This window comes from Algoriphagus terrigena DSM 22685, assembly GCF_000429445.1.
In the GTDB taxonomy this organism is placed as follows: Bacteria; Bacteroidota; Bacteroidia; order Cytophagales; family Cyclobacteriaceae; genus Algoriphagus; species Algoriphagus terrigena.
This window is the reverse complement of record NZ_AUBW01000021.1, coordinates 1-13,797: the sequence shown is the minus strand read 5'-3', so window position 1 is coordinate 13,797 and position 13,797 is coordinate 1. Positions and strand designations below refer to the sequence as shown.

At 43.7% G+C, this 13,797-nt stretch carries 10 protein-coding genes; 9 read left to right on the top strand and 1 reads right to left on the bottom strand.

Going from position 1 to position 13,797, the window contains the following annotated elements:
• Positions 1–6 precede the first annotated feature (6 nt).
• The 9 genes from G459_RS0118255 (at position 7) to G459_RS0118210 (ending at position 12,021) form a co-directional block, all read left to right on the top strand.
• Complete coding sequence (locus G459_RS0118255; protein ID WP_026968934.1) at positions 7–1,221, top strand: glycosyltransferase family protein; 1,215 nt, start codon at positions 7–9, stop codon at positions 1,219–1,221.
• 46 nt (positions 1,222–1,267) lie between these two features.
• Positions 1,268–2,473 (top strand): glycosyltransferase family 39 protein, encoded by a 1,206-nt coding sequence (locus tag G459_RS0118250; RefSeq protein WP_026968933.1) that lies wholly within the window; start codon positions 1,268–1,270, stop codon positions 2,471–2,473.
• Positions 2,466–3,410: a glycosyltransferase family 2 protein gene (locus tag G459_RS0118245; RefSeq protein WP_026968932.1), complete on the top strand. Its 945-nt coding sequence runs from the start codon at positions 2,466–2,468 to the stop codon at positions 3,408–3,410. The genes G459_RS0118250 and G459_RS0118245 overlap by 8 nt, the downstream gene beginning before the upstream one ends.
• Positions 3,411–3,925: 515 nt before the next feature.
• Positions 3,926–5,581 carry a hypothetical protein gene (locus tag G459_RS0118240; RefSeq protein WP_026968931.1) on the top strand — a complete coding sequence of 552 codons (1,656 nt, stop codon included), beginning with the start codon at positions 3,926–3,928 and terminating at the stop codon, positions 5,579–5,581.
• Positions 5,582–5,862: 281 nt separating this feature from the next.
• Positions 5,863–6,822: an MraY family glycosyltransferase gene (locus G459_RS0118235; RefSeq protein ID WP_051315297.1), complete on the top strand. Its 960-nt coding sequence runs from the start codon at positions 5,863–5,865 to the stop codon at positions 6,820–6,822.
• 853 nt (positions 6,823–7,675) lie between these two features.
• Positions 7,676–8,146 (top strand): hypothetical protein, encoded by a 471-nt coding sequence (locus tag G459_RS0118225; RefSeq protein WP_026968929.1) that lies wholly within the window; start codon positions 7,676–7,678, stop codon positions 8,144–8,146.
• Between the two features lie 26 nt (positions 8,147–8,172).
• Positions 8,173–8,748 carry a hypothetical protein gene (locus tag G459_RS0118220; RefSeq protein WP_026968928.1) on the top strand — a complete coding sequence of 192 codons (576 nt, stop codon included), beginning with the start codon at positions 8,173–8,175 and terminating at the stop codon, positions 8,746–8,748.
• A complete protein-coding gene (locus G459_RS0118215; RefSeq protein WP_026968927.1) occupies positions 8,745–9,584 on the top strand; it encodes a hypothetical protein in 840 nt (279 codons plus the stop codon). Before G459_RS0118220 ends, G459_RS0118215 begins: the two co-directional genes overlap by 4 nt.
• On the top strand, positions 9,571–12,021 hold the full coding sequence (locus G459_RS0118210) for a leucine-rich repeat domain-containing protein (protein ID WP_026968926.1): 2,451 nt from the start codon (positions 9,571–9,573) through the stop codon (positions 12,019–12,021). The genes G459_RS0118215 and G459_RS0118210 overlap by 14 nt, the downstream gene beginning before the upstream one ends.
• A 1,471-nt stretch (positions 12,022–13,492) precedes the next feature.
• On the opposite strand, the gene G459_RS0118205 is transcribed toward G459_RS0118210, so the two are convergent.
• Positions 13,493–13,797 (bottom strand): integrase core domain-containing protein (locus G459_RS0118205; protein WP_026967027.1); only part of this gene is annotated, 305 nt, incomplete at its 5' end.

Genomic DNA, 13,797 nt, shown 5'->3' with positions numbered 1-13,797 from the left:
ACAAGAATGAAATTCCTAATTATTGAACAAGACTTAAGAGTTTCCGGAACTAGCCAAGGGATAATTTCCAGATCATTTTTAGCTAAGCTAAGAAAGGCTTATCCCGAATCCTTGATTGATGTTCACTACATAAAAGCTGAGGATTCCATGGATAAGCTTGAGCTGCTCCCAGTCAACAATATTATCGAGCATCGGGTAGATATCAAGTTGCCTATGGTGATTAAGTTGATGAATAAATTATACTGGAGAATTTTCAGCGTTTCATTGGGAGAGAAATGGATAGTAAAGCAATATTCAAGAGTAATCTCCCGAATCGAGTATAAAGATTACGATCATATCTTCATCAGAAGTGCGGGCGTAGCCCATGAGACAATACTCGCAACCCTCGACCTGCCGGTACTCAAAGATGCAATAGTTAACTTTCATGACCCCTTTCCTGTGGCATGGTATGTTGGGTCACGACTAGAACCCACCAAACTTGATTTTTTTAGACTGGCTAAGATGATGAAGATAGTTGAAAGAGCAAAGGTTTGTACGTCAACGGCATCCTACATGTCACATGATCTCCAACACCTTTATAAATCAAAGAAACCATTTCTTACCCTTCCACATCAATTTGATCCCGCAGTCTTTGATTTAACGGACTCCTCACTGGTCAGGAAGAAGGAGAAGCGTATAAGCATATCTTATCATGGCGCCTTGATGTTTGGTAGAAACATTGAAAACTTGATAAAAGCATATAATGACATCCTGGCATCCGATGACACCTATGTTGAGAATACTGAGTTGATTCTAAGAGTAAAGGGCAATGAGGTAGCTAGAATCGTAGAGATTTATAAAGACGCCCCGAATATTAAGTTTTTGACGACTATAAATTTTTCCAACTCTTCCAATGAACAGATTTATCAGAGTGATATCGTGATTATCTTGGAGAATGGACCCTATTATTGCAATATATTAGTCGGGAAAGCTCCCTTTTTGGCTTCGAGCAATAAAGCTGTACTTTGTTTGTCTCCTAAAAAAAGTGAGTTGCGAAATATAATTTCCGACAAAAGATGTATAGCAAATATGGAGGACAGAGAGGAGATAAAAGAGAAACTGAAAGAGCTTATTGACAACGAGTTGTATCAACAGAGTCCCGTCAAAGCGTTTGGAGATTATTTTAACCTTGAGAATTTTCAAATTCAGCTTGACAATATATTAAACTTCAGGCCAAATTGATTTTCATTTCTTTTACTAAGACGACTATGTTTTTTTTTCTGACAGCATGAAAAATTTTGTTTCCGGCTTTAGGTTTATGATGAGCGTGAAGTCTGTCATGGTTTTGACTGCTCTGATATATGCAACCATTCACCTTGTGTTTTACTCTCATACAGAGTGGCTGAACACTGATTATCAAGGTCAAATATTTTCAATTGCAAAAGGCGGAAGCTGGTTTTTTGTCGACGGACAATTTACAAGTCGTGTACCGCCTATTCTCCCTATCGTGTTCGGTCTTACACTCAGACTGTCGGAATTCTCTGGAATCGATATACACCTGTTGGCAAAGGTTTTGAACTTAGGATTCATTTCTTTAAATGCATATCTTTTATATAAAATTTCAGGATATTTTCTTCAGGACAGATACAAGTCAGTAGCTTCTTTTGTTTACTTGTTGAATCCTGTTATTTTGTATTACTCTTTCAAGCCGCTTTCGGAACATTTGTTCATGATATTTTTTTTATTGTTTTTATATTACATGGTTGGATATCTAGTTGAGAATAGAGGAAAGCACCTATCATGGGCAATGTTCTTTTTTTCCCTGTCACTTTTAGTAAGACCCACCTATCTATATTTTACGTTGCTTTTATTTCTATTTTTGATATACTATAACTTCGGACATTTGACAAGGATGGTGATGCCTAGTCTAGTCTGGACTTTGACGCTATTGCCTTGGATCTTTTATTGTTACGATAATTCAAAGCAATTGGTACTTTCATCCAGCGGCAGTATTCAGTCTCTAAAAGACGGAACTGCCTATGATAATAAAGGTTATAGAGGTGAACTGACAACAGATCCGGAGGTGCGGAGGGTGATGGATGAGTTTTGGATTAACTATTCCGACTACACTTCGACTGGTCAAGTGTTTAACTATTACCTTGCACAACTCCAGAGTAATCCGTGGGGACTTATTAAATTTCAAATTTTAAAAATTGTCAGAGTGTTTTATGGAACAGATACTATCAATAAAAAATCTGAGACTGGAATACTTCTAGTTAACCTTCCCGCTTCTGCTTTTTTGCTTTTTTGGTTCTATCGTGTTTCTTTTAATTCGGGTAGGACATCATTGGATATTTTCTTTCTTATTCTGATCTTGTATACAATCCTTATTTCTTCCATTGTAGTTCCGCTTTTTAGGTATATGATGCCTGTTTTTTATCTTATTCCTATCTTAGGTCTTTCGAAATTAACTAAATCTATCAAATATGAATAGCAAGTCTTGTATCATCATACCGTACTACAAGTCTGGGAGTCTGCTGATAGATGTGTTGGATAAAGTGCCAGAAGTGATTCACTATGTGATTATTGTGGATGATTGTAGCCCGATACCATTGCCGGAGATAACCTCAGAGAAATACCGTTTTGAGTTGATTGTCCTGAAGCATTCTCAGAACAGGGGCGTCGGTGGAGCAATGAAAACCGGTTTTCAAAAGGCCCTCGAAAATAAGGAAATCAAGTTCTTTTTTAAGGTAGACTCAGACGATCAAATGGACCTGACTCAGATTCCTAGAATGAAGAAGCAATTGATGGAAAATGGAGCTGATTTCGTAAAGGGAAATAGACTCTACGACATTGATATAATAAAACGCATGCCCGTGGTTAGGAGAATGGGGAATCTTTTGCTGTCGTTTATTACGAAGTTTTGCACAGGCTATTGGAATGTGCAGGACCCTACTAATGGGTTCTTTGGCATTAAGAGAAGAACGTTGAGTAAATTAAAGCTGAGAAACCTTCATGATAGTTATTTCTTTGAGACGAGTTTATTGGGCGAGCTGTTTTTAAATGGTGCATACATCAAGTCTATCAGAATGCCACCTATTTATAAAACTGAAGTCAGTAATATGAATGTTGCTTTGGTTCCTTTCGAATTCTTGCCCAAACTCTTCAGAATCTTGATAAAGAGGATTTCTTATAAATACTTCCTATTCGAATTGAATATCGGTTCCATTTATTTGTTGGGATCAGGAGTGTTTTTTGTATTTGGTACTATTTTCGGAATCTATCACTATCAAAAAAACTTTGATATGGGTATAACGACACCTGCTGGCACAGTAATAATCTTCGCTCTTTGTATCTTGGTATCGTTTAATCTTTTTTTATCTTGGCTTGATTTTGACACAAAGAATTCTCCCAAGAGAAAAAAGTTGTAAAGTATGTTATCCTTGGATTGTCTTCGGAATTTCCATCCCGGTTCGGCTGCCTAGCAGGCAAATCGCGCTACACGGAGCACCGGTAAATAACGCAGTGCACTTTCTGCCGTCCTAACTTGGGGCAATTGGAGGATGCATCTAGGAAAACGGAAGAACTGGAAAGTTGTATGAATCAAAGGTGATGGAGTCAGTTCTGACTGTGGTTTACTGATTGATCTTTTCCTATTTGACCTATGAAAACCGCTGAGGCAGAATTTACGGTTTACTGGAGGTTTTTTCGGTTCGACTCCACTCGGTCTGTTGGCTAGCTTCGGTGTGAGGGAGAGAGTATTAATTTTGGAGATTGGCTTTTTTATTGAATTAATTTCCTGATTAACTTGTACGAATTCAGTACTTTGCATGACTGGATATCGAGAGACACGGATGTTCATTTTAGTTTTTTGAAGTCCAATCGGTAGTTGGCATTCAACTATCGAGGTTAATGATAGGTTTTCCCACTTTTAATGTTTCGGCTTATGAAATACAGGGTAAATATTTCCAATCTGTCCTTCGACATCGAACTGGAAAAACTTGAGGATCTCCCTGCGTCGGTGAGTTCACGGGTGGCTACCGCAATTGCCGCAGCACTGCCTGCAGATTTGGGACCCGAACTTAGTCAGGCAGTCTCGAAAGGGAAGTATGTCACGCTGGAGGAGTTTGATTACGATTGGGAAAAAGCAGTCCAACATACCCAGACCTCCGATGTTTCAATAATTCTCCTTCAACCTGGGAAGAAATATCATATCAAGGAATATAGAAGACAAAAGTTAAAGAAAGATCTTTTCATTATCTCCAAAGGCAATTCAGAGCTGGTCTTCGGAATAGATTATTTCGACCAATGGCATACCCAAAACGGAATCAAACAGGACAGGTTTATTTTTGACTTAGGCGACTGGAACGCAAAGATTGGGATCATTAATGTTGATGTAAACGGAGCAAAAATGGTGGATGAGGTTCAGCCATTTTATCGAACGTTGTTCATTAACTCCGTCTCAGCCAACCAATCGGGGGCGGTCGGACTTATTAATAGCACCACCAACCTCGAATTTGGACTCTTGTATTCGGGAAGTTTGGATCGCCCTTTGACGCTGGTTCAGAAGAATGTGAACTTCAAAGGAATAATTTGGCAGGAACTCAAGGCGAATAATGGGGGGGGGCTTAGTGTGATTATGGAATCCTGTGATCTTAATCAAATCGACCCGCCTGTGTATTTCAAGAAAAATGTTTCTTTCTCAGCCAATGAAGTGAGACTGGGTTCCGGAAGTTTTTACCAGATAGAAAACATCTTCCAGGGCGCTGGAAATAGCTGCAATATCGTTTATGTCGAAGGAATGACATTTATTCTGCCACCCAGGACATTCATTCAAAACTACCATAATAGGTTCAATGGGGGTGCAATCCTTGAAACAAACCGTGATTCGGCCCATTACATCCATACCATACCGAGGGTAGGGGAAAAGTTCTTGATGAGCAGAAGCTACAATCAAAGTACAGAGCCTATTCCCGACATGCTTAGAAATGTAATCAACTGGGAAAAACTGGGGATTCCGCCGCAGAAAAATACCGTAAGAGCGCTTCAGGCCGGTGACAGGCTAAAGATCGATGGGCAGTCCTATTTAATTAAGATCACAGATCGGGTTGTCGGTGTTGCTTTCGCCTCCGAGTACCGGCACAGGGATCAAGATTCTTATTATTCACAGGAATTCAAACTTGACAGATCTCTTCCCGTCAATCTCCCGATGGTTTTCGAGGTGGAGGTCCTAGCGAGCAAAGGAGAAAAACTTCTGGATGGAGCCTCCAGAGAGGGGTTTATCATCTTCAAATACAATAAAAACTGGCAAACCAACGTCGATGTGGATCACGGGCTAGATTACATGCTTGCCTCAAATCCTTTCGGTGTACTTTCGTATAATCACAAGGAGATCTCCGTTTGGGCGAAAAATACCAAACACAACGGCTTTTATCGACAATCCAAGTCTGGAGTTGGACAATCGAAGGGTTATACTCTCATCAATTCTTCCGGGTTTGCCGATCAGTTTGATCCAGAGGATGAAGTTCGATCTGATGGAGAAATGCCAGCCGAAGCCAGGAATTTCATTACATTTTTAGAAGAAATAGTGGTTAACTGTTGAGTTTTACGACAACCGATGCCCATCCTCAGAGATATTCACAACGGCCGGGTTTTTTGTAAAGCTAAACACTGAGAAAAATAACGGCTTTCAAAGAATGTATCGAAGTTTCTAGAGCGCTAACCCGCGATTTCGGAATTCCTAGAACTTATTATCATCTAGCCCTAAAATTTTGGCATACTCAAAGTTCCCGAATTAGGGGTAAATTTAGCCGTGACGCCTAGTAGAGAATTGTATTTTTCTGGAATCAAGGGCTGTCAGCCATTTTGAATCGATTACTTTCCATGTTCCTGAGCCACTCAATAGTATTCTTATTACTCTTACTCCTCGCCCTGATCTACTATCGGCTGGCAATCAGATTTGGGATTGTGGATCGGCCAAACCACCGCTCTTCACATACCCGGGTGACGGTAAGAGGAGGAGGGATAATATTTCCGTTTGCGGTGATCCTCTGGTGGATGGCAGCGGATTTCATCCATACGTGGATGGTACTTGGACTCGTGTGGATCTCGGCCATCAGCCTATTGGATGACATATACAATATTTCCCGAAAGTTGAGATTTGGCATTCAATTCCTGGCATTGAACATGGCGTTTTACGATCTGGGGGTATTCGAGCAGCTCCCGCTATGGTCACTCCCCTTCCTTTACTTCGCCGCTTTGGGTATTCTGAACGCCGTCAACTTCATGGATGGCATCAACGGTATTGCCGGCCTCTGTGCGCTATGTTTCTTTGGAAGTATCCTCGCCGTCAACAGATATATGCCTATCTTCGACAATGAGCTGATCTATAGCCTGATTATGGGCGTGTTTGTGTTTTTGATCTTCAATTTCCGTAAAAATGCAATGATGTTTGCCGGCGATATCGGAAGTATCTCCCTGGCCTATATGATGATCTATTTTCTGGTTCAATGGTTTCTCGCTGCACAACAATGGACGATTGTCCTGTTCTTGGTCATCTATGGGGCAGACGCTTTTTTGACGCTCGTCAGAAGATTGTTGAAGAAAGAAAATGTTGGGCTCCCGCATCGAACCCATCTTTATCAGATTTTGGCTAACCAGATGAAAAAGGACCATGTGCTCATAGCCTTGGCATTTGCGCTGCTTCAGTTTGCGGTCAATTTCTTCTTGTTTATCAAACCCCACTCAATGCCCAGCAGCGTATTGGCTCTCAGCGTCTTGGTGGCAGTTGCGGCGTTCTACCTCGCCATCAAGGTTCCACTTCAAAAAAAATTCGGAGTCTAAACTGATAGGGATTGACCTAAAATACTGGCGCGATTAAGTGGAGCCGTTTCTCCCTCAGGGGGAGACAACAGAAAAGGCCTCCGGAATCCAGAGGCCTTTTTGGTATGGCTTGCGCCAGATTTATTACTTAACACATCCCAAAAGTCGCCGAAATTATAGAATCAAAAAATACCCTGTACAGGGTATTTTTTGATTATTTTTTGAGATTTAGAAGAATACTTACTCACTTTTCCTAAAAAAATAGGTTTTCATCCCAATTCTTTATCGAATTTTTTATAAAATTCTGTTTTGTCGATTTTTCCACTTTATCCATATCCGATTTGCTCAGGAAAAATGCCGATGTATCAACAAATCAGCTGTAGACTATGGACCGTGGACTTCGCTCGGTGAGCCTGTCGAACCGTTGACAAAAGGTAGTGACAACAGTACAACAGACATCCAGCATCCGTCACCCCACACCTGTACTGAGCATGTCGAAGTATCCAACATCCGGTAAATGCTTCCCGCTAACCTTACTCTGGGGATATTTTCCCCACTTTCCCTGAGTCCTCTAAATAGCAGCAATTGTTCTAATAGCCGCTTCCCCAAAATTGTTTCCAGAGCAAAGTCGGTAATCATTCGTCTGCAGCGGCCAGAATTTGCGCAGGAGGGAGGTTTCGCTGCGCCTTCCGCAGGATAATCTTCTTCTTTTTGCTTCTTTTTGGGAATTTTCACACACAAAAAAAATAACGCTGCCGTTTAGGAATAGCCTTTGCTTTAAAGTGCCTAGTTTTTATTTACTTTGCACCCAAATAACGCGCCCCCTATTTAGGCACCCCTATTCACATTATTAAAAACCTAATTTATTAAAAAGATGAAACAATCCTTGTTCGCTTTTTCACTGAGAAAAACCCTGTTTCTGGCACTGTTCGCCATGTTGGCTATGGGTGCTTGTAAGAGCAAAAAGAAAGCTGTACAGCCTACACCGACACCTGCTCCGGTAGAAGAGGTCATCCAACAGGCTCCGCCTCAGGCGCCTGCTAGATCCGCTGAGGAAGTTGCTGCCGAAAAACTCGAAAACTATTTCAATGCAGTGGCTGCTGCGGGAGATACGAATGCTGCAAATCAGTCCATTCAGGAAACCCTTGCGATGTTTTCCAATCAGGAAACTCCGATTTTGATCGTGATCCACGAAGAAAACGGCATCAAGGATTACGATGAGCCTACTACCATCAAGAAGTACCTGGACTACCTCAAAGACACCAAGAAAAATCTCAACTACATCTCTGATATCAGAATGGACGCAAACGGTAAGGTGTCAGAACTGGAATTGAGAAGAAAATAATCATCACCTCGAAAATTTGAATTGAAATGAAAAATAAAGTAATACTCTTCTTGGGTCTGTTTCTTTCCGCATCACTTGCTGTGATGGCTCAGGATAACATCAGCCCAGCGCGCAAGCAGGCGATTGACTCCCTTGCCCTCGAAAAAGTAAAGGATCTTTCCAAGTACGTATCCATCATCGGCAGCAAAGAGACACAATTCTCCGAAGCAAACCGCGTTATGGACAGAGCCGAAGAGCTGTTTGCTCCAGGTGCTGAGATGGGAGTCTCTTCCATCAATACCCAGGAAGTCGCCTACTACAAAGTAAGAAGATATTTTGAGCGCCTGATGGCTCTCAACTACGACCGTGTCAATATCACTTGGTATGACATCCAGTATATCTCTGACTTGGAAAGACAGCCGGACGGCCGTTACGTAGGTGTCATCACGGTATATCAGCGCTTCGAAGGAACATCCATCGAAACAGGCATGAACTACAAAGACACCACCAAAAAAGACATCACTATCTACGTTGAGAAAAAGCAGACCCAAATCGCTGGCCGTACCATCGAGTTTTGGGACGTGATGCTGGGCGACGTGAGAGTGACTGAAACTTCAGCATGAGAAAAATCTTTCTGATTATTGCGTTTTTTACCGCAATCATCTCTAATGTTCCGGGGCAAGGCATAGGCAGCCCCGGAACTATTAAAGATGACGGCAGACTCTCCGCTTCGACGAAGCAACTCAATCAATTTTTTAGAAGATTCAACGGGGAAGAGTCCATCGACGGCACCGTCCGTTTTTACCCCGAAGATTCTCTTTACCGAAATGTTCCACTCAGAAAGGGCTTTTTGGATATCCTTTTTGACAACCAGACTTCTTCTGTCTCACCGGATCTGAAAAATCAGTTCATCCAGACCGTCCTGTCAGAAGCGTATCCCCACTACCTTAATTTCCATAGAGAAGGATGGTATGCCGAAGTGGATACTTATTTTACTTTCAAAGGGAAACGGGAACAGGTCACCTTCATCATGAAAATCCAGGCCGAAGGACTCGGCTACGAATGGGTGATCGACCGGGTGATATTCGAGCCCTTCAAGACGCTCTTCAACAAGCAGGTTGGAGATCAGAAAGACTTCCTCCATCCCCTGAGCCATGAGTTGGGCTTTATGAACCTCCGAAGAGCTTTTCAGGACTCCAATTCGCCGGAATCTTTTACTGCCAATTCCTACGAGCCGGATTATTTGGCCATCTTCTTGTATGAGATGAAGCAAAACAACCTTCGATTTGAGACGGTTTCCGGATTGAAGTTTCATTTCTTCCAGATCCAGGGCTGGTATTTCGAAGTCAATCAATTCAACCGCCCCGGCTTCAACACGGGCTGGCTGATTTCTAATCTTGTCAGACTGGGGCCGGGTGACAAAGAGACAATTCTCAAGCATATCTATGATCAGGATTAAAAATTTTCTGCTTTCGGGCTTCTTTTTTCTCGGCGCTTTTTCGCTTGGCGCCCAGACCATCAAGGGGTACACGAAAGAGGAGGTACAGGATTTTTCCGCGAAAGTGGAAGACCAGGTGAGGTTTTTGGAATACCTGCTCAACACCGTGGGCAGCGCCGAAACCTCCCCAAGAGACAAAGACATCATCATCCGCGAAAGCTACCTCAAGATCTTCAGGGACGAAAAAGTACAGGTCGAAGATGACCTCTTGCTTGACCGTAAGGTCGTGACCAACAAGGATGTCACCGCCTACATGAAAGACATTGAGTTTTTCTATAAAAACGTTGAATTCAAATTTAAAATCCGGGAGGTAAAACCCTCCCAAAAGGAAAATGGTGACATCTATTTCCTGGCTTCCCTCGACCGTACCATCACCGCGACCTCCCTCTCCGGAGAAAAGGTCACCAACACCAAACCCCGGTTTGTCGAGGTAAACCTTCTCGACAAATCCCAGGAACTCAAGATCGTCAGCGTCTATACGACCAAAGTAAGCCGCGACGAAGAGCTGAACGCCTGGTGGACTGGGCTGGACACTCCCTGGAAATCCTATTTCACAGAAAGATTTGCCCTGACTCCGGAAGATACTGTCAGCCTGGATTGGCTGTACCGCTTTGTAGGCATCGATTCTCTCAACATCTCAGGCCGCAGGGAAATATTCGGATTGCAGGCACTATCCGAACTCCGGGACCTCAAAGTCGTGGATATCTCCAATACGGCGATCACGGACTTGGGACCGATCTCCAACGTCACCTTCCTCGAGAGCCTCAACCTGACAAATACGCCTACCTCGGACATCCAGTTCATCAAGTATTCAGACCGGCTCAAGCATCTCGATATCTCCAATACCCGCATTGAAGACATCTCACAATTGCTCAATCTCAAGAGCCTCGTGTCACTCAAGGCCGAGAATACCCCCATCATGAGCTTTGCAGTCCTCAATGAATTCAAAAATCTCACCCAACTTGACCTCAGAGGCTCAGGATTCAACAACCTGGAGAACATCAAGGAGCTCGGCAACCTCGAAAGCCTGAACCTCAGCGGGAATTATATGATCAACTTTTCAGCGCTGGGTGGCCTCGACTCACTCAAGACGTTGAATATCTCCGAATCAAACCTTCAGGACCTAAGTCCTCTAAAGGAGTTGACCAATCTTGAAGTTGTCGATATCTCCGGGACACAAGTAGAAGATATCACCGCCCTGGAATCTCTCCCAAGTCTGAAAAAGGTCTCTGCCGATGAAACCAAACTCACACCGCAGGCGGCCGATAACTTCGTCCGCAAGAAACCCGGAGTACTCTTGATACACCATGTCAAGGACCTGGAGAGCTGGTGGGCTGGGCTCTCTCCCGAATGGAAAGAAGCGCTCAAAAAGAACAACCCCGCTATCAAAAACGACGATCCGGGCATAGAAACGCTCACACAGACGGTCACCGCACGGGAACTGAACCTCGACGGAGACAGCATTGACAATCTCACGCCGATCACCCGCTTTGTCAACCTGGCCACCTTGGACTTCTCCAACAACCCGGTGACAGACCTCTTGCCCTTGAGCGAACTCAAGACACTGGTGAAGCTGACAGGAAAAAACACCCAGGTAGCCGACCTATCCGTGTTGAAGGAAAATGAGCTTCTGGAATATGTAGACCTGGAAAACAGCCCGGTGGAGAGCATCAAATCCGTGACTGAATTGTCTAAACTGGCCTACCTCAATGTCAATGGCGGCAAGGTTCCTGCAGAGGAAGTTCCCGAAGTATTGATACAGCGTCCCAATATCAACATCCTGTACCGCACCGAGGAACTCAATTCCTGGTGGGAGGGACTTGATCCCGCTTGGAAGGATGTGTTCAGAGAGAAATTTTCCCTTGGCGAAAGTCCCAATGCTGAGGAACTTCATTCGCTTGTCGCTACACCAGAACTGAGTTTTGAGCGGGTAAGTATCCCGGATCTGACCGCGCTGTCTGTGTTCAACAACCTGCGAAGCCTCTCTGTGTTCGATGCGCCGATCTCTTCAGTAGCACCGCTGAGTGGTATGAACCTGCTGACCAAGCTGAAGCTTTCCCAGGTTCCAGTTTCCGACTTTCTTCCGGTTTCCGGCCTCTCGCAACTTCGGGAACTTGACCTCTCCAATACCGGGATAGAGAATTTGTCTCCGCTCAGCAATTTGTCAGAGCTAAAGAAACTCAATATCTCCGGCACAAACGTCAAAAACCTCAAGGGACTCGAGACGCTGATCGCCTTGGAGGAACTGGATGTAGCCAGCACCAATCTGAGGTCTCTGAAGCAATTGGACAGTGTGCCCAACCTGAAGAAACTTTCCTGCTTCAATACCAACCTGACCACCCGCGCGGTTGAATCCTTCAAATTGTCCCATCCTGAATGCGAGGTTCGGTTCTACTAGTATTCTCTAAAAGTCCTTGGTCGATCTTTGAAAGACCATCCCATCTTAGACCTGTCAGTTTCTCAAAACCTGACAGGTCTTTTTTGTTACCGGAAGAACAAGCCCTAACAAGTCAACGGATACCCGACAACCCTAACCCCGGTTGCCGAGCCCAGTCGAGGTATAATCCTTAACTCTTAACAACCCGACAACCGCTTCAGCGGACAGTTACGTCATTGCGAGGAGGCTTTTTTGCAGACACCGCGTCCCGAACCGGTTTCGGGAAAGCAATCTCTCCAAAAGGACAAATAAACACCGATGTATCAACCAATCAGCTGTCGACCATGGACCATGGACTGCGGTCGGTGAGCCGCCTGCGCTGAGCCTGCCGAAGTGTCGAACCGTTGACAAAAAGAAATCACAACAGTTTCCGCCGAAGACCGAAAACCCGAAAACACCGCCCAGTGCAAACTGGCTACAGCCCATTGCATCGGTCATCCGACATCCAACATCCGACAAATCTCTGAAAATCTGTGTGCCTGCCAGGGATCTGTGAGACTCTGCGGGAAACCCCTAGGCCTAGACTTTATGAGATAAAAAAAGTGTTACCCCAAATCAAGGATAACACTTTTCAGAATAATCGGACAACTGCCGATCCCTATTTGCTGGGCTCTTTGTTTGAAAAGTATCAGGATCCTTCCTGATAAGCCTAAAAGTACTCCTCACGTTATGCGGGTACTTTAAAATGAAAGGGGAAAAAAGTGCTGAAAAAAATCCCTTTGATATCTTCTAGAAAAAATGATGAGAAAAGTTGCTTAATCACCCGGGTCAAAATTACGCCCCTCACCCTTCTTAAAAATACCCAGTACTGGGTATTTTTTGTTTTTTAAGGGGTAAAGTTTTCCACCAATTTGTATTTTTCCACAATTGAATTTAATCTATCTAATAAATGCAGGCCTACCTCCCATTGTACTCTGCCAAGTATCCGACAACCCGCAACTCTTAACGATTTAACCCTTAACCCATTAACGGACCGACCCTTAACGACAGAGTATCAAGTAGCTAGTATCAAGAGCCAAGAGGTTAGAACCAAGAGCCAAGAAGAGTACCAAGTACCAGGTATAGAACTAATCGAGTATCAAGTAACTAGTATCAAGAACCAAGAATTAAGAACAGGCAGCCAACTCCCCCTTCATTCCCGAATCCGATTTTGGAATGTCAAGCACAGACAAAGGGGAGGGCCGAGCGTAAAAAAATGATCCCTTTGGACCATTTTAGCGAGAGCCTGTCCCGGGCAGCGCAGCGTATCGGGAGGCCGGATTGCAGGGAAGGTGCGAACAACCCGAAAGTTAAGAAGCAAGGCTCAAGAATTAAGAAGCAAGAGCCAAGATATTCGACAACGTGACAACTCAAGAATAGCGCGGGAGCTCTTCCCATTTTAAACGCTTCACTTTAAACTTGACAACCGTGCAACAGACAACACTGTACCGTCCTAAATAGAGTTGACCGTTTTGAAGTTGGTTTTGGTTAGAATTTGATTTCGTTCAAACTGATCAGGAGTTAAGCCTCCCAGACTTTGGTGAGGTTTCTCCTGGTTATACATTTTAACTGCTTTGGCTGTTTTAATTTCCAGCTCTTTGAATGTTGCAGGATGATATCCATAGAGGTAATCATTCTTGATTGTCCTGTTTAATCGCTCTGCTTTAGGATTCTCATAAGCTGTTTTCCCCATACTATTTTGGAATTGCTTTTGGGTCATTGCCACAAATTGCCTGCAATAATACTGACCTCCTCCAT